The organism is Kitasatospora purpeofusca (assembly GCF_036010405.1).
Lineage (GTDB): Bacteria > Actinomycetota > Actinomycetes > Streptomycetales > Streptomycetaceae > Kitasatospora > Kitasatospora purpeofusca.
The window spans coordinates 1,857,703-1,881,957 of the sequence record NZ_CP108561.1; the positions used below are offsets into that span (position 1 = coordinate 1,857,703).

Consider the following 24,255-nt stretch of genomic DNA (forward strand, 5'->3'; position numbering starts at 1 on the left):
AATCGAAAAGAGCCAGGCTCGCCGAGAACCGCCAGATTAGAAATCGGCTTGATAGCCCCATTCGAACAGGGACAGGATCCTCACTCATGGAACAGACCTGGACGATCGTCAACTCCCTTGCTGCCAGGCTCGATGCACACTACGACCGCAGCGACGAGCTGCGCTGGACCGTGCAGGCCCTCAAGCTCCAGGAAGAGGCCGGGGAGGTCGCGGAGGCCGTCATCGGGGCACTCGGCGCCAACCCCCGAAAGGGCTTCTCCCACGACTGGGACGACGTGCGCAAGGAGACCTGCGACGTGGCGCTGTCCGCCCTGGTGATGCTCGCCCGGATGGGCGGCGACCCCCGCCGGTTCTTCGACGAGCACCTGCGCGCGGTCGCCGCCCGCGACACGACGGGCAGCACCCCGGCCTGAGCACCCGACCGCAGCCCGGGGGCGGGCGTCCGCTCCCACTCCCGGGTTCAACGCCGCGCCCACCCGCCGAAGGAAGGATCCGGATGAGCAGTGCGCCGAAGGCAACCGAGGAGGGCTCCGACAGCGAGCAGCTGCTGTTCGGGGGGCCGATGAAGTACGACTACGGCTGGGCCAAGCACGAGATGGCCAGCGGGGAGGTCACGTTCTGGGCGGTGGCCCGGCAGATGCCGCGGTTCCTGCGCCTCGCCGGACGGATGGCGTGGCAGGCCGACCCGCGGGCCCTGGTCGCCCTCGTCGGCGCGGAGGTGCTGCGCGGCCTGGCGGCGGCTGCCGCGCTGGTCGCCACCAACCGCGCTCTGACCGCGCTCCTCGCGCCCGGCGAGGTCGGGCCCGTCCTGCGCGCCGCCGTTCCGGCGGTCGTCGCCGTCGGACTTCTGGCCGCTCTCTCCTCGGTCCTCTCCGCCGTCTCCGGCTGGGCGGGAGGGAAGCTGGAGCCCGCGGTCTTCCGCCGCGCGACCGTGGAGTTCCTGGGCATCGTCAGCCGGTCCGAGCTGGAGGCCATCGAGGACCCGGAGTTCCTGGCCGAGGTCGACAGCGCCCGCTGGGGCGCGATGTCCCTGCAGAACATCATCGGACAGGCCACCTCCGTCCTCACCGCGGGCCTGTCCCTGATCTCCGCGGCCAGCGTCCTGTCCCTCCTCCACCCCGTGCTGCTGCCGATGCTGGTGCTGATCACCGCACCGCGTGGCTGGGGCGCCGTGCTCACCGCGCGCCGCCAGTACACCTCCACCCGGGCCTGGCTCCAGCACTCCCGGGCCAGCAGCGCGCTGGCGGACATGATGATCCGCCCCTACTCCGCGGCCGAGCAGCGCGTCCACGCCAGCGGACCGTTCCTGCTCCACCACTACGAGCAGATGGCCGAATCCGCCGAGATGGAGCAGGCCCGGCTTGCCGGCGCCCGCGCCCGTACCGACCTGCTCACCGCCACGCTGGCCGGCCTCGCGACCACCGGCGCGTTCGCCCTGCTCGGCTGGCTCGTGCTGAACGGCTCGATCCCGCTCGCCGCCGCCGGCACCGCCGTCGTCGCCATCCGCTCCGGATCGGCCGGCATCGGCAGCCTCGTCTCCCAGATCAACCGCCTCTACGAGGAGTCCCTCTTCGTCCGCGACCTCGACCAACTGCGCCGCGACGGCCACCGCCGGGCCATCCCCACGGGAGGAACCCCACTTCCGGATCGACCCGAGACGATCACCGTCGAAGACGTCACGTTCCGCTACCCCGGCCGGGAGGCCCCTGCACTGGACAAGGTCAGCCTCACGATCCCGCGCGGGAAGGTGGTGGCTCTCGTCGGGGCGAACGGGTCGGGCAAGTCCACGCTGGCCAACATCCTGTGCGGTGTCTACCAGCCCCACCGGGGCCGCGTGCTGTGGGACGACATCGACACCGCGACCGCCGACCGCCACCAGCAGTTCCGCAGCGTCGCCCTGCTCGCACAGAACTTCCAACGCTGGATCTTCACCCTGAGGGCCAACCTGCTGCTGGGAAGGCCCGAGGTCCCTCTCGGCCAAGAGGCCCTGGACGCTGCCGCCGACTACGCCGACCTCCAGCCGGTGATCGACGAGCTGCCCCGCGGCTGGAGGACTCTGCTGGCCAAGGGCTTCGAGGGCGGTGTCCAACTGTCCGGTGGCCAATGGCAGAAGGTCGCCCTGGCTCGTACCCGCCTGCGCCTGACCACCCCGGATGCGGATGGCCGGCTCCCGGCCCTGGTGGTCGTCGACGAGCCCACCTCCGCACTCGACCCACAGGCCGAGGTCGAAGCGTTCGAGCAGATCCGCCGACTCACCGACCTGGGCGTCACCGTCGTCCTGATCACCCACCGCCTCGGCGCCACCGCGAAGGCCGACCAGATCTTCGTCCTCGACCACGGCCGACTCCTGGAAGAGGGCAGCCACGCCGACCTCATGGCCCGCCGGCCGGCCACCCGGTACCGCGAGTCCTACCTCCTCCAGGCAGCCCAGTACGCCACCGGCGTCCCCCACCAGGCCCGCGGCCGGGCCGACGCCGATACCCACTGATCTCCAGTACAGCCCCGGACAACCGGAACTCTCCCATCTCATGGAGGCGACGATGAAACCGCTATCGGGGGCGAACCCGGGCAGTGAAGCCCACGGTCCGACCGCCGCGGACGCTCCTGCCGCAGCAGGGCCGTTCGAGGCTCCGTCCGCGCTGCCGGCACTGTCGGCCAGCGAAGCGTGCTTGCCCAACGAGACGAGAAGTCCGTTGATCGACTTCGATGGGCTGACCGCGCTGGCTCTCCGCGAGGGCATCGAGCGGATCGGCGTCGGCGTGGTGGTCCGCGACAGTGCCGACCGGATCCTCATGATCCGCAGGTCCCAGCGCGACGTGCTGCCCGGACTGTGGGAGTACCCCGGCGGCGGCCGTGAGGCGGGCGAGGGTGTGGAAGCGAGCGCGGCACGGGAGCTGGCCGAGGAAACCGGGCTCACCGGCCTCCTGCTGGAGTACGCGCGGCACCTCGACTTCACCAGCCAGTACGGCAACCGGGTACGGCAGTTCGTCTTCACCACCATCGTGCCGGACGGCACCCCGATCGCCCTCTCCCGGGACCACGACGGCCACCAGTGGGCGAGCGCGGACGCCCTGCCTGCGACCGGCGACGGGCAGCGGGAGGTCATCGAGTGGCTCGTCCGCCGTCTGGCCATCCCCGGCTGGCGGCCGGTCGGCGGCTACATCACCACCGTCGCCCGGCCCACGGCCTACGGCAGCTTCCTGGTCACCGACCCGCAGGGCCGCATCCTCGGCATGCGCTCGACCATCAACCCGGACGTGTGGAACTTCCCCGGCGGCAACGTCGAGCACGGCCGGACACCGTTCGCCACCGCGCTGATCGAGGGCGTGGAGGAGCTGGGCCTCGATCTCGCCGCGGAGAATCCCGAGATCATCGCCCAGCGGCGCCTGGTGGCCGTCATCCACGAGCAGGCGGGCACGGAGTACCCGGTGCCGGTCTGCGGCTATGTCTTCGACGGCGGCGTGCTCACCCCCGAACAGCAGGCGAGGATCCGCCTCGATACGGCCGAGCACACCGAGTGGCGGTTCGAGACCGCGCACGACTGGCGCGCGCTCATGGAACCGCACCGCTACCAACGGCTCCTGCAGGTACTGCGCGCCCACCGCAGCGGCACGCCGCTGTACGTGGAGCGTCCGGCACCGCCGGAGGATGACTTCGAAGGTGTCATGGTCCTGGTCACGGACGCCCGGGGCCGACTGCTGATGCACCACCGCGACCACAACCCGGGCATCGCGTGGCCGGGTCACTGGACGCCGATCGGAGGCTGGCGCGAGGGCCGGGAAACGGCCGAGGAGACCGCTGCGCGCGAGGTCGCCGAGGAAGCCGGGATCACCGTCTCCGGCCTACGGCCGGTACCCGGCCCGCAGCATGACCTCGTACACCCGCTCACCCGCGTCCTGCACGGCGTCTGGGACGGCCCCGAGACGGACCTGCGGCTCGGCGACGAGGGCCTGGCGGTGCGCATGGTCCCCCTCGACGAGGTACCGCTGCTCAAGGTCCCGCCCTACATGCAGCACTACCTGCCGCTGCTCGCCGCCTCGGCCGACCGGACCACCGGGAGGACCGCGTGAACACACCCGAGCACACCCGGCGGCCCGTCGTCACCGCGTCCCGGACAGCCGGAGCGGATCCGCTCACCCTGGCCGTCGGCGTCCACCTCGTCCTGGTCGACACCGGCAGCGTGCTGCTCGGTCGGCGCCGCAACACCAGCTACGCGAACGGCCTGTGGCACCTGCCAGCCGGGCACATGCAGACGGGCGAACCGGTGACCGGCTCGATGTGCCGCGAGGCCGACGAGGAGCTGGGCATCCGCGTGCGCGAGGAGGACCTCGTCCTCGTCCACACCATGCACCACCTCGACCCCGACGACGGCCGCAGTCGCCTCCAGCTGTTCTTCCGCCCCACCCGCTACGACGGCCACGTGCGCAACGCGGAGCCGCACAAGTGTGAGGAGTTGCGCTGGTGGCCGCTCGACTCGCTGCCGGCCGACACCGTGCCCTACACCGTCCACGCGCTCGCCGAGATCGGCCGCGGCAGCACCCTGTCCATCGTCGGATGGGCCGCGTGAGCGCCGCCGCCGTCCCGGACGACGTCGACCGGCTGCTGCGCGCGACAGCGGGTGGCTACGAGCTGGTGGGCGTGCGGTCCCTCGCCCGCGCCGGCCACCCGGTCGTCTGGGAGGTCGCCGCCGCCGACGGGCGCAGGCTGTTCGCCAAGCGCCACAAGAACGCGCTCATGTACCAGCGTGAGACCGCCGCCTACCGTCTCCTCGCACCAGGGCTCGGCAGCGGCCGGGCACCGGCCCTGCTTGCCGAGGATGCCCGGTCGCTGCTCGTCGTCACCTCCGCGCTGCCCGGCACCCCGGTCATCAGCACCGAGCTCACCGCCGCCGAGGAGCAGGAGGTGTACCGGCAGGCCGGGAACCTCGCCGCGGTCATCCACGCGCAGCCGACGGCCGGCGCTCCCGTCGGCGAGTACCTGCCCTGGGACCAGGAGCGCGAACGCGCGCTGGCCCGCGCCCGGGAGGCGCGCCTCCCGGAGGAGGACATCACCGTCTTGGCCGAGGCGACCCGCCACGAACCCCCTCGCACGGCGCTCGCCTACTGCCACGGCGACTTCGGCCCTCGGAACTGGATCGTGCGCCGCGAGGGCGACCGGCTGCTGCTCGGGGTCATCGACTTCGAGCGCAGCCACGTCGAAGCACCCGCGCGCCGCGACCTGATGCGCCTCACGCTCCAGCTCACGTCCCGTCGCCCCGACCTGCGAGCCGCGTTCACCACCGGATATGGGCGCGAACTCACGCCGCAGGAGCGGGCGGCGTGCCGGGCGTGGGCCGCGATCGACTGCCCCGCCGCGCTGCGCTGGGCCCTCGATCACCACCGCGACGAGGAGGTCCTCGGCTACGCCCGCACCGTCCTCGACCTGCTACGCCACCCGAACCCCGTTGCGTGAACGCCCTTTTCCTCACTACCGGTTGGAGTCTCCGTGCAGTCCCTGCGTCAGGCCGTGTGCGTCATCGTCCACGACGAGAAGGAGGGCAAGGTCGCCTGCGTCCACTACGCCAACGATTCCTGGTCCACGGTGCCCGCCTGGACGGTTCCCGGTGGCAAGGTCGAGGAGGGTGAGCGTCTGGACGAGGCCGCCGCCCGCGAGCTGCACGAAGAGTCGGGCCTGGTCGTCGCCCCCGAGGACCTGCGGCTGGTCCACACCATCCAGGTCAAGGCCGGGTGGGACGGCAAGGGCCCGTTCCTGCTCTCGGTCTTCGCCGCGACCTCGTGGCGGGGCGAGCTGACGAACACCGAGCCGGACAAGCACCTCGCCGTCCTGTGGATGGACGCCTCCGCGCTGCCCACCCCGATGTTCCCTACCTCGCACGCCGCCCTCACCGCCTACCTCACCGGCGACGGGCGGGGGTTCTCCACCTACGGCTGGGACGCCTCGGAGGACCTGCGCGCCCTGGTCGGGGCCTGAGATGCCCGGCCGCCACCGCCGCCCGCCCACCGGCGAGCAGGCGGCCCTGCCCGCGGACATCGACCTGCGGCTGCTCGCCATCACCCAGGGCCGCACCGTCACCGAGGAAGGCGTCGCCACGCTCCCCGGCGCCGCGCACCCGTACGCCTACCGCACGCTCTACCGGCCCGACGGCAGCGCGGAGAGGCTGCTGGAGCGCCTGGCTCCCGGCCCGCTGCACCCGCCCGGCCTGCGCCCCACTGACTGACCCGTCCGCCGGCGCCCCGACCGAGAGGAGCGGCAGTGTCCGCCGCAGACCACTGGAACGACCACTACAAGCAGGGGAAAGGATTTCGTCCCGTCGCCGAGCTGGAGGTCGACCTGCTCACCGAGCATCTCGGCCCCGGCAACGGCCGCCGGGCGCTCGACGTGGGCTGCGGCACCGGCGAATACTCCGCCGCCCTCCACGATCTGGGCTTCCAGGTCACGGGCGTCGACTTCTCCGAGGTAGCCGTCGCCACCGCCCAGGACCGGCACCGAGAGCGCGACGGGCTCGACTTCCGGCTCCTCGACGTGGACCGCGGGAGCCTGGACATGCTCCCGGCCGGCGAGTTCGACCTGATCACCTGTCGGCTGTTCCTCCCGTTCGCCGACCTCGTCCCCACCGTCGCCGGTGCCCGCCGCCTCCTCGTCCCCGGCGGTCGGCTGCTCGTCACTACCCCGCTCGCCGAACGCCAACGCGCCGGCTGGGAGTCGATCGGTCTGCGCTCGGCCAGTCTCGACCTGCTGCGCGCCTTCGGCTGGAGCGCCGTGGCCGAGTACCCGCTCGACGACCTGCTCTGCCTCCTGCTGACCACCCACGGTGCCCCGGAGAGGACCAGCCGATGACCCCCGCCGCCGCCCGGCCCGCCGTCCCCGGGGACGCCGACGAGCTGCTGCGCCTGCGCGTCGCCGTCCTGGACGGCGGCCCGCTCACCGACGAGTGGCGCACCACCTTCCGCGACGACATGCGCGAGCGCCTGGGCACTGACCCGAACCTGCTCGCCTACGTCGTCCCCACCACCGACGGCCTCGCCGCGTGCGCCATCGGCATCGTCTACCGCGGCTACCTCGGCCCCGCGTTCCCCACCGGCCTGTGGGGCCGCATCCACACCGTGGTGACCGACCCCGCCCACCAAAGGCGCGGACACGGCCGGGCCGTCACCACCGCCCTCGTCGAAGCCCTCAAGGACTGCGGCTGCGGATCCGTCGAACTGCGGGCCACCGCCGCCGGCGCGGGCCTGTACCGCACCCTCGGCTTCGAGCCCCTCGACGGCTTCATGGCGCTGCGACCCGGCCCCGGCGGGTGGGCGCGGTGACCGCCTTCGACCTCGACGCCTACAACGAGCGGGCCCGCAACGGGCCGTGCTTCATCTGCGCGATGCTCGCCGGCGCCCCCGACTACGAGCACCGGGTCGTCCTGGACGACGGCGTCCACGTCGCCTTCCTCGACCGCTACCCCACCCTGCACGGCAAGGTCCTGGTCGCCCCGCGCACCCACGTCGAGGACACCATCGGCGACTTCACCGAGGACCAGTACCTCGCCCTGCAACGCGTGGTCCACCGCGTCGCCACCGCGCTCACGGCGAGCGTTCCGACCGAGCGCGTGTACGTGCTGAGCCTCGGCAGCCAGCAGGGCAACGCCCACGTCCACTGGCACATCGCCGCCCTCCCGCCCAACACCCCCTACGAGCAGCAGCAGTTCCACGCCCTGATGACCGAAGGCGCCGGGGTACTGCCCGACGATCCCGAGCGGGCCGACCGCCTCGCCGCCGACCTGCGCGCCCGCCTCAACGGAGGAACCTGACCGTGGCCTTCGTCCCGCCCGAGCAATTCGTCCCCACCCGGCACGGCGGCCGCGCGGTGCGCACGCTTCTGCTGGAGGGCCGCGACGGGGCGCGCTGCCGGATCCCGCTGCTGGCCGTACGGCAACGGGACCGGCAGCGGCTCGTCGCCGCCCTCGAACGGACGGCCCCGTCAGGCGTCGTCCGGAAAGACCGGGCTCTGCGCGACCTGCTGGGCCTCCCGAGCTGATTCCGCCGGTCCGACCCTCGGGCTGACCAACGTCGACGCTGCGACGGCCGCGTGACACGGCCGTCGCGGCGGCCGGTCGCCGCTCCACCGCCGCCTACGAGCCATCGCCTACGAACCGGTCAACGGCGAGAAGGTACGCGTCCTGCTCCCCCTCCTCAGTGACGAGGACATCCGCTCCGGCGGATACCCCGTCACGGGGGATGTGCTCGATGAACTGGCCCGTGTGGCCGGGCATTCAACCCGGCCGGATGCTGAGCACTTCGTCTCCTGCACGGCGCCGCGCTTGGGAGAAGAACCCGACGCGCTCTGGCGGGACAGCGTCCCGGTGAACTTGAAGACCACCCGGGAGGCCCGGCCGACGGACGCGTGACCTTCCCACCGACGGACTGGCCCGTCCGCACCAGCAGCACCCGACCGCGCCGGTCCTCAGCCCACCCGGGGGGCCGGCGCGAACTCATGGGCGGCGCCTGCCGCCGTTAACGCCGTTCGGCAGATCCGGCCAGCTCGAACCGGTGCCGAGGGCGCGCAGCCGGTAGTAGTCGCCGCCGTAGGACGAGTCGCGCCCTTCTGCAGCACGGTCACAGCCGGACCGAAGCGGTGGAGCGGGTACCCCGCCGAGCACCGTCGAGCCCGGCCACTCCCGCGCGTAGCGCTCGTTTCGGCCCGGCAGACCGCCCGACGGCCTTGCGGTCTGCCGACCCGATGGCCGGATCTGCGATGACCTCGTCATTGCGGCCACCGCAAGCCAGGCGACATGATTTCGACATGCCCCAGTCGCCCCACCGAGTCGTCGTCGTCGCCTTCCCCGGCGTCGAACTCCTCGACGTCACCGGACCGGCAGAGGTGTTCTCCGTCGCCACCCGCGTCGCCGGACCCGACCGGCCCGGCTACGTCGTACAGATCGCGACCGCCGACGGCGCACCGGTCGCCACCTCCAGCGGCGTGCGCCTGCTGGCCGACCTCACCCTCGACGCGGCGGACGGCCGGATGGACACCCTGCTCGTGGCCGGCGCGATCACGCTGGCCGACGACGGGGTGGAGCCGGTGATCGACCGGACGGTCACCGAGTGGCTCCGCGCGACAGCCCCGCGTGCCGGCCGGGTCGGGTCGATCTGCGCGGGCGCGCACCTGCTCGCCGCGGCGGGGCTGCTCGACGGCCGGCCCGCCACCACCCACTGGCTGACCGCAGCCCGTCTGGCGGCCGAGCACCCGAAGGTCGCGGTCGACCCCGATCCGATCTTCATCCGGGACGGGAGCGTGTGGACCTGCGCCGGGGTCACCTCCGGGATGGACATGGCGCTCGCGATGGTCGCCGAGGACCACGGCCAGACGCTCGCCCTGGCCACCGCCCGGATGATGGTCATGTACGTCAAACGCTCCGGCGGGCAGAGTCAGTTCAGCGTGCCGCTCTCCGTCCAGAGCACTGGCGGCGGCCGGATCGACGACCTGCGCGTCTGGATCGCCGAGCACCTGACCGAGGACCTCTCGGCCGACGCCCTCGCAGAACAACTGCACCTGAGCGTGCGCCACTTCTCCCGCCTGTTCCGCCAACGCACCGCCACCACCCCAGCCGCCTACGTCGAGTCCGCCCGACTGGAGGCCGCCCGCCGACTGCTGGAGGAGAGCGACCTCGGCCTCCCGGAGATCGCCGCCGCCAGCGGCCTCGGCTCCGTGGACACACTGCACCGCTCCTTCCAGCGACGCCTGGGCACCACCCCGGCCGAGTACCGCCGCCGCTTCTGACCACCCGCTCCATCCAGCGCGTCAGCCTCCCCTCACCGCCAGCGCCCCATGCGGCCCCCAGCCATGCCCGCAACCCACACCCCGGAGCCTGCCATTTCCCGCACGAAGGTCGTTCCGATCCCGGTCCTGGGCCGGCACGCCGTCAACGCCTACCTACTGCTCGGCCGACGGCCCGTCATCGTCGACGCCGGGACTCCCGGCAGCGGCCACAGGATCCACGACCAGGTCACCGCGCACGGCGTCGACCCCGCCGACGTCTCGCTGATCATTCTCACCCACGGCCACATCGACCACTTCGGCTCCGCCGCCGAACTGCACCGGCTCACCGGCGCGCCCGTCGCCGGCCACATCGCCGACCTGGGACCGTACCGCACCGGCCGGGTCCGCGAACCGTACCTGCCCACCGGCCCGATGGGCCGCCTGATGGACCGGAACAAGAACCTGCACGTCCAGGCCGAACCCGTCGAACCCGGTGTACTGATCAACGGCGAGACACGCCTGGAGGACTTCGGGATCGCCGGCCGCATCATCCCCACCCCCGGCCACACCGCCGGATCGGTCTCCGTCCTCACCGACGACGGCGACCTCGTCGCCGGCGACCTGATCGCCAACTCCTTCATGGGACTCATCCCCGGAAGACCCGCGAACCCACCCTTTCACGACGACCCCCGACAGAACCTCACCAGCCTGCGCGCGATGCTCGCCCTCGACCCCGCCGCACTCCACGTCGGCCACGGCACCGCACTGGAACCCGACCGGGTACGACGCTGGGCGGAACGCGAACACGACCGGCTGTCCCGGTTGGAGTCCGCAGGCCACCTCACCCGCCGCAAGGAGAAACCATCCCCGTGATCCCGGCATACCACGGGCGCCGGCCACTGTCACGCGAGGGCGAAGTAACGCAGCCACAGACAGGGCGCGGTGACGGCTATGGTGACGCGGCAACGGGTGCGGCGTAACGGATGAAGGTCCAGCAGCTGATGGGGGTGAGGCTGCGCTCGGCGATGCCGAGGACGACCACATTGGCGGAGGCGCCGATGGCGGTGGCGTTGCCGCCGAGGTCGGCTCGAATACGCGGCGCCCCCTTGTCGAAGAGGAGATGTGTCCCTTGTCCGCCGACCACGCCTCCTGGCACTCCACCCGGGACTTCTACGGCTCTTCAGCGGGCCCTTGACGGCCGAGCTACGCGCTGCGGCTCACATCACAGCAGTCCGGACGACGAAACCTGACCATGGTCCCCGACTCCGGCCACGACTGCCGGGTCCGTCGGCCAGCCGTTCAGCAGAGCCTCACGGCCGCCGAAGCCACAAGGAGGCCGGTCGGTCGGCCAGATTCGAGGTCCGCCCGGGCAGGCAGATCTGATTTCATGTCAATGACATGCCAGTGACCTATCGTTGACCCACCACAAACCGGTCCGCGATGGCACTATGCCGGGTCGGTGCGATGACGAAGGGAGAGTCCGGTGAGCAGTCTCAACAAGGGCCTGGAACGGATCGAAGTAGGCCTGTCGTGGGATCCGAGTCCCGCAGGTTCGGCGGGTCACGATCTGGATCTCGTCGCCGCGACGTACACCACCGGCGCCCCGGCCGGCGCCCCCGCCTACCTGGTCCACTTCGACAGCCGCGCCCCCGACGGCACGATCACCCTCACCAGGGACAGCCGCGACGGCAAGGGCCTCGGCGTCGACGAGCGCCTGGTCCTTGAGCTCGACCGCCTGGCACACCGCTACCTCCGGGTGGTCGTGGGCGTCGCCATCCAGCAGAACGCCGGCCGGTTGACGTTCGGAGACATAGCAAACCCCGTGGCCAGGATCCGCAACGGGCGCGACGAGTTGGCGGCGGTGGACTTCGCCGGCGTCGACGGGGCAACGGCCGCGACGGTCGCGGAATTCATCCGGAACAGCTCGGGGGCCTGGGTGTTCCGGCCCGGCGTCCACGGCTTCGATGCCGATCCGGCGACTTTCGCGAGGATCATGGGCACCTCGTAGGGCCTCGCCAGGTGGCCATGTTCCGAACGACGGCCGGGGTCACCCGTGACACCCCTGACTCCGACCCCGGCACAAGACCACGGGCAATCGGGCCGACCGGTCAGGCGCTCACGCCGCCCCCGCGCCGCGCCTTCCAGCGGTCCAGCATCCCCTCCAGTTCCGTGATCATGAACTCGAAGAACTCGGCGCTCTCGGCGAGCCGCCCACCGGCCACGCTCTCCGCCCCGAGGGTGGCCTCGCCCTCCTTGAGCACCCGGACCCAGCGCACCAGGACCTCGTCCCGCCGGGTCAGCGACTCGAACCAGACGTCGTTGAGCACCCGGAAGCGGTCGCGACGGGAACCGGGCTCGCGCTCCTTGGAAACCAGGCCGACCTGGGTCAGGTAGCGCATCGCACCGGAGACGGCGGCGGGGCTGATCTTCAACCGCTCCGACAGCTCGGCCGAGGTGAGGACGCCGGTCTCCTCGGCCATCAGGCAGGAGAAGATCCGCGCGGGCATCCGGGGCACGCCCGCCGCCGCCAGCTCCGCCGCGAAGCGTTCGACGAACCCGGACACCGCGTCCACGTCATGCTCCTCCCACGCCTGTCGCCGCTCCGCCCGCACGTGGCTCTCCCCGTCTTCCGCCTGTCGGCCCCGCGACCAGCCCGGTCGTCCTGTCGCGCCAACTTTAACGCGTTCCCAATATTCACAAGTTTGTGAAGTTACGATACGTTCCGGAGCATGACGAAGGCGATCATTCTGTCCGGCCTGCGCAAGGCCTTCGGCCGGACCACCGCGCTGGACGGCCTCGACCTCACCGTCGAGACCGGCGAGGTGCACGGCTTCCTCGGCCCCAACGGCGCCGGGAAGTCCACCACCATCCGGGTCCTTCTGGGCCTGCTGCGGGCCGACGGCGGATCCGCCCGACTGCTCGGCAAGGACCCCTGGAGCGACGCCGTCGAGTTGCACCGCCGCCTCGCCTACGTCCCCGGCGACGTCGAACTCTGGCCGAGCCTCACCGGCGGCCAGGCCATCGACCTCCTCTCCCGGCTGCGCGGCAGCCTCGACAAGCGCCGCCGCGACGAACTGATCGAACGCTTCGACCTCGACCCCACCAAGAAGGGCCGCGCCTACTCCAAGGGCAACCGGCAGAAGGTCGCCATCATCGCCGCACTCGCCTCCGACGCAGAACTGCTCCTGCTCGACGAACCCACCGCGGGCCTCGACCCGCTCATGGAGGTCGTCTTCCAGGACGTCGTCCTCCAGGCCAAGGCGCAGGGGCGGACCGTCCTGCTCTCCAGCCACATCCTGGCCCAGGTCGAGAAGCTCGGTGACCGGGTCAGCATCATCCGCCGCGGCAAGGTCGTCCAGACCGGCACCCTCGGTGAACTGCGCCACCTCACCCGGACCACGGTCGAGGCCGAGACCCTCCGCCCGGTCACCGGCCTGGAGACCCTGCCCGGCGTGCACGCCGTCCGTATCGAGGGGTCCAAGGTGCACTTCTCCGTCGACGGCGGACACCTCGACGCCGCCGTCCGCCGACTCGGCGACGCCGGACTGCACAGCCTGGTCAGCCACCCGCCGACGCTGGAAGAGCTGATGCTGCGCCACTACGGTGACGAACTGGCCATGGGCAGCCACCACACCGACGAGCCGGCAGCCGGTCGCGGCCTGTTCTCGCGCACCCGCGGCGGTGCGCGATGACCAGCGCCACCACCACGGACACCACAGCACCGAGCGGAACGGCCGCACACCGGCAGGTGGGTGACAACTTCGCCGGGGTGGGGACGCTCCTGCGCTTCAACCTGCGGCGGGAGCGGATCAGGATCACGGCCTGGGTCCTGCTCGTCTTCCTCGTCACGGTCTCGACCGCCAACAACGTCAAGTCGCTCTACCCGACGGCGGAGGACCGTGCTTCGGTCGCCCGCTCCTCGGACAACCCCGGCGTACTGGCCATGACCGGCCCGCACCACTACCTCGACGACTACACCTACGGCGCCATGCTCGGCCACCGGCTGCTCGGCCTGGCGGCTGTCCTGATGGCACTGCTGAGCGTGCTGATCGTCACCCGGCACACCCGGGCCGAGGAGGAAACCGGACGCGCCGAGCTGGTCCGCTCGGCCGCCGTCGGCCGGCACGCCCACCTGGCGGCGGCATTCGCCGTGGCGGCCATCGCCAACCTCGCGCTCACCCTCCTCCTGGCCGTCGGCCTGAGCGGCCTCGGCATCGAGGGCATCACCGCCGGCTCCGCCCTGCTCTACGGACTCTCCTGCGCGGCCGCAGGGCTCCTGTTCGCCGCAGTCGCGGGTATCACCGCCCAGATCTCCGCACACGCCCGCACCGCCTCGGGCATGGCCCTCGCCGTCCTCGGCGCCGCGTACGCGCTGCGCGCCGCCGGCGACGCCGGCGGCAACGGGCTCTCCTGGGCATCGCCCATCGGCTGGCTCCAGCGCACCTACGTGTTCGTCGACAACCGCTGGTGGCCACTGCTGCTCGTGCTGCTGCCGGCCGCCGCAACGGGCACCGTGGCGTTCGCGCTCAGCACCCGACGCGACGTCGGCGCCGGCCTCAGGGCCACCAGGCCCGGCAGCCCGACCGCCTCCGAGTCGCTGGGAAGCCCGTACGGCCTCGCACTGCGGCTGCACCGCGGCATGCTGGCCGGCTTCGGCGCCGCCGCACCGCTGCTCGGGCTGATGTACGGGTCGATCCTCGGCAACGCCGAGGACATGCTGAAGGACGTCGACCAGCTCAAGGACGCGCTCCGGCGCGTCGGCGGGACCACCATGGCCGACTCCCTCGCAGCCATCACCATGCTCGTGATCGCCGTGATCGTCGCCGTGTACGCCGTCCTTGCCACTCTGCGTCCACGCGGCGAGGAGACCGGCGGACGGGCCGAACCGCTGCTCGCCACCGGACTCTCCCGCACCCGCTGGCTGGCCGGCCACCTGGCGGTCGCGCTGGCCGGCTCCACCGCCCTCATGCTCACCGCCGGAATCGGCTTCGGGATCGCCGGCGCGGCCTCCCTGAAGGACGGCGGCGCGTTCCTGCGCCTGACCGGCGCCGCCCTCGCCTACGCCCCCGCTCTCTGGGTGACCGTCGGCTTCGCCGTCACCGTCTACGGCTGGCTCCCCCGGGCCGTGGCGGCGGCATGGATCGTGCCGGGCTACGCCTTCGTCATCGGGTACCTGGGCCCGCTCCTGAAGCTTCCCGAGTGGATGAACGACCTGTCCCCGTTCGGGCACGTCCCCCGCCTCCCGGCCGCGGCTGTCGACTGGACTCCCCTGGTGATCCTCACCTTTCTGGGAGCGGCCCTGGTCGCCCTCGGCGTGGCCGGCTTCAACCGCCGTGACCTGGAGATGAAGTAGCCCCTTCGGGCGACGGCGGTGCTGTCCGGGCCGATGCGCGGCGGCCCGGACAACACCGCCACAGCAACGATTGGCGCGGTGCTCAGGGTCTGTGGCCCGGCGACCACTACATCGCCCGGCCCGCCTCTCCCGAGTATGGATGCGGGCCGGGGGTCGTTGACCCCCAGTCGGCTGGATGGAGGTACGCCCGGTCGCTCTGCTCAGGGAAGTTCTCGGACCTGGCCTGCATGCCCGCCGACGACCGGTGGAGAGCAACCCGGGCCGTCACCCGCGAAACGTCCGAAGGCGCCGCTCCGCCGGTGACGCTCAGCCGTGTCGACGGACGGGCCGGCTTCATGGTGTAACTGGCGCCGGGCCCAGGCAGGCGTGCAGGCCGAGGGACTCGGCCGGGAGGGCGGGCGACCCGTCAGCACATCCGTGGCCAGTCGGCCTTGACGGCTTCCCATCGGGCGGCCTGGTCGGGGGTGAGGGTACCGCGCAGTTCGGCGAGTTTGAGGAGCTGTGCCTCCGCATCGGCCCCGAGAGGCTGGGCCTCGGCGCGGTAATGGTCGGTGACGAGCGCGTCGAGTTCTGTGTCGTCCATGGCGGGAACGACGCGCTGGGCGATCCTGGCCATGTTGCGGTAAGAGCCCTGAAGCAGGAAGGGCGGCTCAGTACGGGAGCGGTCGCTCTGGGCGGCGGAGCGCAGGTAGGCGCCGTTGACGGCGAGGACGGTGCTGCGGACCCGCAGGAGCTTGGCCAGGACGGCGGTCATCCGCTCGGTCTCGGCGGCGGGCCAGGGCCCGAAGAGTTCATGCCCTGAGGATTCTCCGGTGGCGCGGCGCAGGAGGGTGTCCAGGTCGGCGGGTTCGGCGGTGGCGAGCGGCGCCAGGTGGGGGTTGGCGGTGAGGGTGTTCTCGATGAAGCTGAGGCCGAAGAGGTCGTCGCGTCCTGCGACGACGTCGCCGAGGTTCCAGACGTCGGCGCGGTTGGCGAGCATGTCGGGGATTCGGAAGTTCCTGCCCGACTCGGTGTACGGGTTGGCGGCCATGACGACGGCGAAGCGCTTGCCCCGCAGATCCCACTCGCGGGCCCGGCCGTCCCAGACTCCGTCGATGCGGCGCTGGGCGTCGCACAGCGGGATGAACCGCTGGAGGAGCTCGGGCGAGGTGTGCTGGATGTCGTCCAAGTGGAGCAGCACGTTGGTACCGACGTGGAGCGCGAAGTTGATCTTCTCTATCTCGCGCCGGGCGGTGGCGTCGGAGGTCTCGGCGGGGTCCAGGGAGGTGACCCGGTGGCCCAGCGCGGGGCCACTGACCTTGACGAGGAGGAGGCCGAGCCGGTCGGCCAGGTATTCGACGAGGGTGGTCTTGCCGTACCCGGGAGGGGAAACCAGGAGCAGCAGGCCGCTGCGGTCCGTGCGGGCGCCGTCGCCCGCCGTTCCGAGCTGCTTGGCGAGATTGTCGCCGACGAGGGGAAGGTAGACCTCGTCGATGAGGCGGTTGCGGACGAAGCCGTCGAGGGGCTGCGGATGGTACTGCTCGAGGCGGAGCCGGTTGCGTTCGGCCTCCAGCAGGCGGGCGCGGCTGTGCTGGTAGGCCCGGTACTCGGGGATGCGTGTGGTCCGGAAGTCGGCGGTTCGGGTGAGGAGTTCGTCCAGGCGTACGGTCAGGGCGCCGGAGTCGAGGCGGGGGTGGTCGCCGGCCAGTCCGGTCACGGTGGTCTCGACGGCGCCGTCGGTGGAGTAGCGGGGGAGGTCCGGGGTGAGGAGGGTTGCCACGGCCTCGGCGAGGTCCGCGGTGTCGGCGGGGTGGCCGGTCGCCTGGGTGAACGCTTCCAGCCAGGCTGAGGCCAGTTGGTGCCGGGCGGGCAGGCGGGCGGGTTCGTCGGGGATGGTGGTGAGTGCTTCGGCGAGGTCCCGGGTGCCCGGCTCTGCGTGGAACTTGTCCAGGAGCGCGGTGATGGCGGCCCGGGCGGCGAAGCCGGTGGTGGTGTGGGCGAGTTCGGCTACCAGGTACGCGCCGGCACGGGTCGCGGGCAGGCCTGCTTTTTGGGTGAACTCGGCGATTCTCTCGTCGAGTTCGTCGGCGAGCGTGTCGAGGGCGGGGACGGTGCCGAAGTGCGCGCGGGCGGCTCCAAGTGAGCGGGCCCGCGCCGCCCAGATCGTCCTGGCGCTGTCGTCGGCGCCGTGTGTCCAGAAGAGTTGCGCGGTGGCGCGGGCGGCCGCGGGGTGGCGCAGCAGGCCGGCACCGGTGTGCAGGGTGAGGAGGGCTTGGAGGACGGCGGTGGCGTCGTGGTCGTGGACGCCGCGCTGGTAGCCCTCGTCGTGGCGTTCTTCGGCGGCCCGGCGTACGAGTTCGGCGAGCGTGCCGCGTGCGGCTGCCTCGTGGAGGGCGTCGAGGCCGTCGGGCTCGGCGTCGAGCAGGAGGGTCGCGGCGAGGTACTCGGCGCGGTAGATCCCGGGGGTCTCGGAGACCAGCGGCTGTTCCCAGAAGCGCTCGGTGGCCGCGTAGTCGGGGTCGGTGACGGGTGCGTGGTAGTCGGTGCCGGTGAGCGTGAAGGTCGGGTGGCCCTGCCGGTGGACGAGGGTGAGTTCGGGGCGCTGGGTGACGGTGGTGAACAGGTGGCGGCCCAGTCGCAACGTGCCGGGGCCGTCGCTGGCCTGGTCGGCGCGGTCGCGCAGGGCTCGGTGGGCCTGTTGGCGCGCGGCGCGGAGACGGCCGACCGCTTCTTCGGCCCGTACGGGGTCGCCGAGGTCGGCCAGTTGTCCGGCCAGTTGGCGGATCTTGACGGCCATCGGGTCTGCTGCGAGGGCGGCGTCGATGTCGGCCGGGGATCCGAGGGCGGCCAGGCGCGGGCGGATCGCGTCGAGGAGGCGGTCGGCGGAGGCGGCCAGGCGTTGGGTGTGGCGGGCGCGTTCGTCGAGGAGGTTCTGGCGGCGGGCGCTGAGGGCGTGGTGGATTTCGTCGCGGCGGGCGGTGAGCTGCTCGGTGAGGGCGGCATCGGCGTCGGCGAAGCGGGTGTCGAGTTGTTCGATGCGCAGCATCAGTCGGGTGAGCTGCTCGTCGCAGGTCTGCGGAGTGTCGGCGGCGGCCAGGGCGGCGGCGGTGGCTTGGGCGAGCAGGGCGCTTTCGGCGGCGAATTCGGCGGCGGCCTCGCGGGTGCGCAGTTCTCGTCGGCGGGTGTCGAGGGCGCTCCGGGCCCGGTTGAGCAGTCCGAGGATGTCGGTGAGGCGGTCCAGGATGGCGGTGCGGACGGTGGGGTCGGCCGGTTCGAGTGTGGTGACGAGTTCGGCGACGGTCTTCGCGGCCTCGGTGTGTGCGGCGATCCGCTCGGCGAGTGGCGCGGCGTCGGCGGCCGTGGTGAGGGATCCGGCGGTGTCCGCGAGTTCGGCGGCTTGTCGGTGGTGGTCGGTGAAGGCGTCGGGCTCGGCGAGGAAGTCGGCGGCGCGCCGCGCCGCCTCCGCGGTTCCTTCGGCGAGTCGCTCGGCGAGGAGGTCGATGCGGTGGGTGTCGGCTCGGGGCAGCTCGCGCAGGGCCTCGATCTGTCCCTGTGTGCGGTGGAGGTCGGCGAGTTCGGCGATCCATTCGGCGGCGGCGGTGAGGGTCTCGCCGCGGGTGCGGCGCAGGAGGCCGTCGACGTGCTCGGCGGTGCGGGTGACCTGGGTCGCCGCGTGGGCGGTGACCTCGGCGGCGGTCTCGTGTTCGGTGATGGCCTGGCGCGCCGTCTCGCGGATGTCGCCGAGTGGCGTGTGGAGGTCGCCGAGGCCGGGCTCCGCCAGCCAGTGGTGGCGGTCGGTGGTGCGTGTGCCGGCGGTGAGGACGGCCTGGTAGCCGGCGGTGGTGTCGGTGCGGGCGGTGGCCAGGCGGGCGAGGGCCAGGCAGTCGGCCAGGCCGCGGACCAGGTCGGGGTTGCCGATCCGGGCGAGCGGGCTGTGTCGGGTCGGTTGGGCGGCAGCGTGCCGTTCGCTGGTGAACGGGGTCCGCCAGGTCTGTACGGGATGCAGTCGGGCTGGTTCGTGCACGGTGTGTGGGGCGATGAGCGTGCCGTCGTCGAGCAGCGCGTAGCCCTGGCAGAGCAGGGGTGCGGCGGCTTCCTGGCGGACGCTGTTGTAGGGGAGCAGCAGGGTGCGCCCGTCGGCGGGGTCACGGAAGACGAACAGGGTGTCCTCGCCGTTGGGCGAGGCGATCGTCCGTTCGTGGCGCAGTCCGGTGGTCGGCCGGTCGAAGACGCGGTGGGTGCCGTCGGTGAGGACGTAGCCGCCGGGGAAGACCAGGCCCTGGTCGGCGGGCAGCCGCAGGCAGGACTGGCCGAGGGCGTCGATGCGGACCGTGCGACCGGTGGGCAGGTGGCAGACCAGGTGGCGGACCGTCTCCTCGCGGTAGGGCTTGATCCGCACCAGCAGCAGGGTGTCGAGGCGGCCGTGGGCGATGTCGGAGTCGGCGAGGGCCTGGAGCGGCTCGTCCAGCGGCTCCTCGTGGACGTTGCGCCCGTCCGGGGTCGCCAGGCGCAGCGTGCCGCCGTCGGTGGAGAGCAGGAGTTCGCCCGAGAGGGACACGGCGGGCGGGCGGCCCTGGCGGTGGTCGGTGCGGGTGGTCCCGGTCCAGTCGAGTTGCCGGCCGTTTGCCGGGACGTGGTCGCGTTCGCCCCGGGCGTCCAGGTAGGCGGGGGTGCCGTCAGCGGCCAGGTCCCATCGCAGGACCCTCAGGTCGCCGACGGCCGGTCCGGTGCGGAAGAGCGCCAGGAGGCGGCCGTCGACGAGCCGAAGCCGTTCGAGACGGGCGTCGCGGTAGTAACGGTGCAGTTCGTCGAGGTCCTGCCGCAGGCGCGGGTCGTCGAGCAGGCCGGGCAGTGCCCCAGCGGGCGCCTCGGTCAGATCGGGCCGGTGGAGGGTGAGGATGTCGTCGCAGGCGGCACCGCCGGTGTGCTGCCACCCCGCCAGGAGCAGGCCGCCGACCGCCGCCACGTCGCGCAGGACGAGAGGCTTCGAGGCGGCGAGCCGTCCGGTGCCGGCCAGCGTCAGCTCGCCTCCGCCGAACTCGGCCACCCGGCGTGCGTTGAGGGCCTGCGCCCGCTCGGTCAGGTCGGCGGCGGCGCGACGGAGCCGGGCGCGCAGCACCTCGTACGTGCCGTCGTCGACGACGTCCTCGGTCACCGGTTCGCTCCCCTACTTCTTCGCGCCGTTGAGAGCGGCGATCGGCGTCTCGGCGATGCCCAGCTGCCGCGCGGAGGCGAGGAGCTGCGTGAGCGGCCCGCTCTGGTCGCCGCCCGGGCCGATGAGCTTCATCAGCAGCGCGGAGACGGTGAGGTTCTGCACGTCGGCGGTGGAGAGCGAGGAGAGCACCCGGGTGAGGTCCTCGGTGAAGGTCGCGCTGCCGTCCAGCCAGGGCCCGGCGAGAGCGCGGGCGGTGTCGGAGTGGGCGACGAACGCGTCCACGCTCTTGCCCGCCGTCACCGACTGCACCAGGCGGTCGAAGAACACGGTGTCGCCGCCGACGATGTCGATGTTCGCCTTCTCCAGTCCCGCCGCGACCAGCGAGGCCTGGGCCTCGGCGATCCGCCGCTGGGCGTCCAGGCCCGCGAGGCGGACGTCCTTCTCGGCCGCGAGGCGCAGCCGGTACTCCTCGTGGCCCCGGCCGGCCTCGTCGAGGGCGGCCATGGCGGCGGCCTTCTCGGTCAGGCCCGCTGCCTCGGCCTTGAGCTTGGCGCCGATCTCCAGTGCGGCGGCCTGTGCCTTCTCCGTCAGAACGGCTGCCTCGGCCCGGCCGACCTTCTCGATCGCGGCGGCCTCCTGCTCGCGGACCCGGACCTGTGCCAGCCCCTCGGCGGCGGCCTCGGCCTGGATGCCGTCGGCGAGGCGGATCTTGGCGGTCGCGTCCAGTTCGGCGGCCTGGCGGCGCGCCTCGGCGAGGACCAGGGACTCGCGGGCCTTGTGCCCTGCGGCCTGCTCGGCGGCTTCGGCGGCCTTGATGTCCTTGACCAGCTGTTCCTGTGCCTCGGCCTCGGCCTGGATGACCGTCGACTTCCGCAGCCGCTCCGCCTCCTCGACCGTGCGCAGGGTCTTGATGGACTCCTCCTGTTCGGCGACGGTACGGTCGACGGCGATCCGCTCGCGGATCACGTCGGCGATCTCCCGCTTCTGCTCCTCGACCTCCTTGTCCTTGGCGATCCGGGCCAGCTCGGTCTCCCGGTCGCGGCCGATCACCTCCAGGAGGCGGTCCTTCTCGATCCGCTCGTTCTCGATCGCGATGACCCGCTCGCGGTTCTTCTGTGCGACGGCGACCTCGCGGGCCTGGTTCTCGCGCTGCACTCCGAGCTGTTCCTCGGTGGTGAGGAACGCAGTCTGCGCCTTGAGCCGCTCCTCCTCCTGGACGCGGGCGATCACCGCCTCCTCCGTGGCGCGCAGCGTCTCGATCTCGCGCCGCTGGCGGATCTCGGCGTCGGCCTGGCGGCGTTCCAGCTCCAGGACGGCCTCCCGGGCGTCCACGTTCTGCCGGGTGATCTCCTTCTCCTCGGTGCGCTGGTACTCGTTGGTGCGCACGTGCTCGATCGCCGTGAGTTCGGTGATCTTGCGGATGCCCTGGGCGTCCAGGATGTTGTCGGCGTCGAGCGAGCCCAGCGGTGTCTGCTCCAGGTGGTCGATCGCCGCGTCCTCCAGGCTGTAGCCGTTGAGGTCGGTGCCGATGATCGCGATGATCTGGTCGCGGAACTCGTGCCGGTGGGTGTAGAGGTCGGTGAAGTCCAGCTGCTTGCCGACGGTCTTCAGCGCCTCGGAGAACTTGGCGGCGAACAGGTCCTGCAAGGTGGCCTGGTCGCTGGCCCGCGCGGTGCCGATCGCCTGGGCGACCTTGATGACGTCCTCGACGGTCTTGTTCACCCGGACGAAGAACGAGATCCGGATGTCGGCACGGATGTTGTCCCGGCAGATCAGCCCGTCGCGGCCGGTGCGGGAGATCTCGATGGTCTTCACCGAGATGTCCATCAGCTCGGCCCGGTGCAGCACCGGCAGGACGACCGCGCCGGTGAAGGTCACGTCGACCTTCTTCGTCTTGGAGACGATCAGTGCCTTGCCCTGCTCGACCTTCCGGTAGAGGCGGCTGGTGAGCAGCAGGGTGGCGAGCACGATGAGCAGCACGACGGCTACGAGCACGCCGAAGCCGACAGCGATGGTGTCCATCACAAGTCCTTTGTGTGAAAAGAAGTCAGAGCACGCCGGGCGGACAGCTCAGTCGCCGAGCGCCCCTGGATCGAAGGCGGCCACGAGGTAGCACTCGGCGTCGGGGTCGTAGTCGAAGATGAGCGCGGTCCGGCCTACCGTCAGACCGGGCTCCTCGGCGAGGGAGCGGACCTGGACCACAGCGCTCGACCCGTCCTGCGCGGTGACCTCCGCCTGCCCGAAGTCCGCGCCGACCCGGCCAGTACGCACCACGCAGAGCCGTCCCACGAAGTCGCTGCGGCTGGCGGCCCGTTCACGGGGAAGCCGCCGGGCTATCGGGCGCAGCGCCGCCCTCGTCCCCGCCCAGGCGGAGGCCAAGGCGGTGGCAAGGACGGCGGAGCGCGCCGCCGGGCCGGTGGTCAGCACGGATCCGGCCAGGCTCACGAACCAGGCAACGGCGATCAGCAGGGAACCCGCCACCGTCACCGGCACGCCCCCCAGTCCGAGACCGGCAAGGGCTCCCCCGTGGGTGTCGACGCCCTCTCCCCCGTCCAGGGCGTCGACACCCAGGCCACCGAGCAGAACCAGCCCCCAGTACCCGATGACCACCAGCAACGCGAAGCTGAACAGTGCCGTGGGAAACCCCAGCGCAGCCTCGGTGAATCCCCGCACCCGTCCCACCCCCGCCGCCTCGCATCACGGCACCGGTTCGGTGCCACGACAATCCTGGCAATCGAACCGGCTTTCGCACATTGCCAGGACCCGGCAATCTTTATGCGCTGCTAACACCCCGGACCAGGCATGATCACACCGCTCACAGCGGCTGCTCCGGCCAGCCCAGCAGACGTGCGCCCATGGCTGCGGTCTCCAGGGTGTAACGCTGCAAAGCATCCGAAAGGTCGTACCCCGTAAGGGACTTGATGCGCTCCAGGCGATACGAGAGGGTTCGCACGCTGATCCCCAGCCGTCGCGCCGCCTCCGCGTTCACATAGCCCGCCTCGGCCTGGATCGCGATGGTGTCCAACAGCAACCGCGCCCCACCCCTGGCCGCGGTCAGCGGACCGAGCACGCTGCGCACCAGCTCCGCCATCGCCGCGCGGTCCCGCATCAGCACCGGGAACACCAGCAGCTCGTCCGCCTTCAGCAACGCGGCGGGCAGTGCGAGCCGGTCGGCGAAGTCCAGTGCTCCCAGAGCCTCCTCGTAGCTGCGCACCACCCCGCCCGCCCCGGAGTGCCGCCGCCCGGTGGCTACCCGCCGGGCCGGCCGGTAGCCCGCCCCGGGACGGAGCGCCAGGTGGGCGAAGAAGTCCAGCACCGCACGTTCACTGTCCGGCGCGACGCACACCAGCCGGCCGTCCTTGGTCGCCAGCAGCACGTCCCGCTCTCCGAAGCGGCCCACCAACTCACGCTCCACCCGCCGCACCACGGGATGCACGTCGTCGTACGGCTCCTCGCCGGCCGCGACCGCGACCGCATGGGTGCGGGCCAGCCTCAGCCCGAACCGCTCCGCCCGCTCCGCCAGCACTCCCGGATCACTGCGCCCGTAGAGCAGGTCGTCGATGAACTCGCGCCTCAGCGCCTCCTCCTGGCGAACCGCCAGTCGCTGCGCCCGCTCGTGCCCCTCCCCCAGGGCGGCGAGCGCCGCGTCCGTCGCCGCCAGCACCGCCTCCCCGGCACGCCGCAGCTCGCCGAGTGTCGAGGCACCGGCTATCCCGGGCAGGGTCTGCCACACCTCGCGGGTCGCCCCCAGGCAGTACGAAACCACCTCGCGCAGGCCGTGTCCCGACTCGGCGCTGCGCTCACCCAGGAGCCGCAGACTCTCCAGCTCCGGGCGGTACAGGCTGCGGCCGGTGCCGGAGGCGTCGGCGAGGAGTTCCAGGTACCGGCGGCTCAGTTCGGCGGGGGTACCCGCTCCTTCCGTCACCGGGACTGCCCCTGACCCGGGACCACCAGCACCCGTGCCACCGCGCCCGCACTCTGTGGCGGAGCCGTGTCGGACAACACTGGAGCGAAGCATGCGACA

22 protein-coding genes are annotated in these 24,255 nt (G+C 72.0%); 16 read left to right on the forward strand and 6 right to left on the reverse strand.

Features of this window, described 5'->3' with window-relative positions:
- The first annotated feature begins 86 nt into the window (after window positions 1–86).
- From OG715_RS07970 to OG715_RS08030, 13 genes are all read left to right on the forward strand, one after another.
- Complete coding sequence (locus tag OG715_RS07970) at window positions 87–413, forward strand: MazG-like family protein (RefSeq protein ID WP_266276063.1); 327 nt, start codon at window positions 87–89, stop codon at window positions 411–413.
- Between the two features lie 83 nt (window positions 414–496).
- The gene (locus OG715_RS07975; protein ID WP_266276061.1) at window positions 497–2,488 is read left to right on the forward strand and encodes an ATP-binding cassette domain-containing protein; all 1,992 of its coding nucleotides are present in this window, start codon (window positions 497–499) and stop codon (window positions 2,486–2,488) included.
- A gap of 205 nt (window positions 2,489–2,693) precedes the next feature.
- Entirely contained in the window at window positions 2,694–4,070 is a 1,377-nt protein-coding gene (locus OG715_RS07980; RefSeq protein WP_266276059.1) for an NUDIX hydrolase, read from the forward strand.
- The gene (locus OG715_RS07985) at window positions 4,067–4,567 is read left to right on the forward strand and encodes an NUDIX hydrolase (RefSeq protein ID WP_266276057.1); all 501 of its coding nucleotides are present in this window, start codon (window positions 4,067–4,069) and stop codon (window positions 4,565–4,567) included. The genes OG715_RS07980 and OG715_RS07985 overlap by 4 nt, the downstream gene beginning before the upstream one ends.
- A complete protein-coding gene (locus OG715_RS07990; protein WP_266276055.1) occupies window positions 4,564–5,451 on the forward strand; it encodes a phosphotransferase family protein in 888 nt (295 codons plus the stop codon). Before OG715_RS07985 ends, OG715_RS07990 begins: the two co-directional genes overlap by 4 nt.
- 33 nt (window positions 5,452–5,484) lie before the next feature.
- Window positions 5,485–5,970, forward strand: a complete 486-nt coding sequence (locus OG715_RS07995) for an NUDIX domain-containing protein (RefSeq protein ID WP_266276053.1) — start codon at window positions 5,485–5,487, stop codon at window positions 5,968–5,970.
- 1 nt (window position 5,971) lies between these two features.
- A complete protein-coding gene (locus OG715_RS08000) occupies window positions 5,972–6,217 on the forward strand; it encodes a hypothetical protein (protein ID WP_266276051.1) in 246 nt (81 codons plus the stop codon).
- Window positions 6,218–6,252: 35 nt separating this feature from the next.
- Window positions 6,253–6,837, forward strand: coding sequence for a class I SAM-dependent methyltransferase (locus OG715_RS08005; protein WP_266276049.1), 585 nt, complete (start codon window positions 6,253–6,255; stop codon window positions 6,835–6,837).
- A complete protein-coding gene (locus OG715_RS08010) occupies window positions 6,834–7,307 on the forward strand; it encodes a GNAT family N-acetyltransferase (protein WP_266276047.1) in 474 nt (157 codons plus the stop codon). The genes OG715_RS08005 and OG715_RS08010 overlap by 4 nt, the downstream gene beginning before the upstream one ends.
- A complete protein-coding gene (locus tag OG715_RS08015) occupies window positions 7,304–7,795 on the forward strand; it encodes an HIT family protein (RefSeq protein ID WP_323182281.1) in 492 nt (163 codons plus the stop codon). Before OG715_RS08010 ends, OG715_RS08015 begins: the two co-directional genes overlap by 4 nt.
- A gap of 2 nt (window positions 7,796–7,797) precedes the next feature.
- Window positions 7,798–8,022 carry a hypothetical protein gene (locus OG715_RS08020; RefSeq protein WP_266276045.1) on the forward strand — a complete coding sequence of 75 codons (225 nt, stop codon included), beginning with the start codon at window positions 7,798–7,800 and terminating at the stop codon, window positions 8,020–8,022.
- 765 nt (window positions 8,023–8,787) lie between these two features.
- The gene (locus tag OG715_RS08025) at window positions 8,788–9,765 is read left to right on the forward strand and encodes a GlxA family transcriptional regulator (RefSeq protein WP_266276043.1); all 978 of its coding nucleotides are present in this window, start codon (window positions 8,788–8,790) and stop codon (window positions 9,763–9,765) included.
- A 63-nt stretch (window positions 9,766–9,828) separates the two neighbouring features.
- Window positions 9,829–10,617 carry an MBL fold metallo-hydrolase gene (locus OG715_RS08030; protein ID WP_266276041.1) on the forward strand — a complete coding sequence of 263 codons (789 nt, stop codon included), beginning with the start codon at window positions 9,829–9,831 and terminating at the stop codon, window positions 10,615–10,617.
- A gap of 76 nt (window positions 10,618–10,693) precedes the next feature.
- Here the strand turns inward: OG715_RS08030 and OG715_RS08035 are convergent, their stop codons facing one another.
- Window positions 10,694–10,900 carry a hypothetical protein gene (locus OG715_RS08035; protein WP_327064127.1) on the reverse strand — a complete coding sequence of 69 codons (207 nt, stop codon included), beginning with the start codon at window positions 10,898–10,900 and terminating at the stop codon, window positions 10,694–10,696.
- Window positions 10,901–11,227: 327 nt separating this feature from the next.
- On the opposite strand from OG715_RS08035, the gene OG715_RS08040 reads away from it, so the two are divergent.
- Window positions 11,228–11,752, forward strand: a complete 525-nt coding sequence (locus tag OG715_RS08040) for a TerD family protein (RefSeq protein ID WP_266276037.1) — start codon at window positions 11,228–11,230, stop codon at window positions 11,750–11,752.
- A 100-nt stretch (window positions 11,753–11,852) separates the two neighbouring features.
- On the opposite strand, the gene OG715_RS08045 is transcribed toward OG715_RS08040, so the two are convergent.
- Window positions 11,853–12,317, reverse strand: coding sequence for a GbsR/MarR family transcriptional regulator (locus tag OG715_RS08045; protein ID WP_323182280.1), 465 nt, complete (start codon window positions 12,315–12,317; stop codon window positions 11,853–11,855).
- 156 nt (window positions 12,318–12,473) lie between these two features.
- Between OG715_RS08045 and OG715_RS08050 the strand changes: the two genes are divergently transcribed.
- A complete protein-coding gene (locus tag OG715_RS08050) occupies window positions 12,474–13,436 on the forward strand; it encodes an ABC transporter ATP-binding protein (protein ID WP_266276033.1) in 963 nt (320 codons plus the stop codon).
- Window positions 13,433–15,097 carry an ABC transporter permease gene (locus OG715_RS08055; protein ID WP_266276031.1) on the forward strand — a complete coding sequence of 555 codons (1,665 nt, stop codon included), beginning with the start codon at window positions 13,433–13,435 and terminating at the stop codon, window positions 15,095–15,097. The genes OG715_RS08050 and OG715_RS08055 overlap by 4 nt, the downstream gene beginning before the upstream one ends.
- 406 nt (window positions 15,098–15,503) lie before the next feature.
- Here the strand turns inward: OG715_RS08055 and OG715_RS08060 are convergent, their stop codons facing one another.
- The 4 genes from OG715_RS08060 to OG715_RS08075 form a co-directional block, all read right to left on the reverse strand.
- Window positions 15,504–20,231 (reverse strand): DNA repair ATPase, encoded by a 4,728-nt coding sequence (locus tag OG715_RS08060; protein WP_266276029.1) that lies wholly within the window; start codon window positions 20,229–20,231, stop codon window positions 15,504–15,506.
- 12 nt (window positions 20,232–20,243) lie between these two features.
- On the reverse strand, window positions 20,244–22,253 hold the full coding sequence (locus OG715_RS08065) for a flotillin family protein (protein ID WP_266276028.1): 2,010 nt from the start codon (window positions 22,251–22,253) through the stop codon (window positions 20,244–20,246).
- Between the two features lie 48 nt (window positions 22,254–22,301).
- Complete coding sequence (locus OG715_RS08070) at window positions 22,302–22,904, reverse strand: hypothetical protein (RefSeq protein WP_266276027.1); 603 nt, start codon at window positions 22,902–22,904, stop codon at window positions 22,302–22,304.
- Between the two features lie 142 nt (window positions 22,905–23,046).
- The gene (locus OG715_RS08075) at window positions 23,047–24,156 is read right to left on the reverse strand and encodes a PucR family transcriptional regulator (protein WP_266276025.1); all 1,110 of its coding nucleotides are present in this window, start codon (window positions 24,154–24,156) and stop codon (window positions 23,047–23,049) included.
- Window positions 24,157–24,255: the final 99 nt, after the last annotated feature.

Bases quoted from the DNA above. Each gene is read 5' to 3' on its own strand.
- OG715_RS07975 (WP_266276061.1), top strand. From the start codon at position 497: ATGAGCAGTGCGCCGAAGGCAACCGAGGAGGGCTCCGACAGCGAGCAG.
- OG715_RS07970 (WP_266276063.1), top strand. From the start codon at position 87: ATGGAACAGACCTGGACGATCGTCAACTCCCTTGCTGCCAGGCTCGAT.
- OG715_RS08055 (WP_266276031.1), top strand. From the start codon at position 13,433: ATGACCAGCGCCACCACCACGGACACCACAGCACCGAGCGGAACGGCC.
- OG715_RS08010 (WP_266276047.1), top strand. From the start codon at position 6,834: ATGACCCCCGCCGCCGCCCGGCCCGCCGTCCCCGGGGACGCCGACGAG.
- OG715_RS08025 (WP_266276043.1), top strand. From the start codon at position 8,788: ATGCCCCAGTCGCCCCACCGAGTCGTCGTCGTCGCCTTCCCCGGCGTC.
- OG715_RS08065 (WP_266276028.1), bottom strand. From the start codon at position 22,253: ATGGACACCATCGCTGTCGGCTTCGGCGTGCTCGTAGCCGTCGTGCTG.
- OG715_RS08000 (WP_266276051.1), top strand. From the start codon at position 5,972: ATGCCCGGCCGCCACCGCCGCCCGCCCACCGGCGAGCAGGCGGCCCTG.
- OG715_RS08030 (WP_266276041.1), top strand. From the start codon at position 9,829: ATGCCCGCAACCCACACCCCGGAGCCTGCCATTTCCCGCACGAAGGTC.
- OG715_RS08050 (WP_266276033.1), top strand. From the start codon at position 12,474: ATGACGAAGGCGATCATTCTGTCCGGCCTGCGCAAGGCCTTCGGCCGG.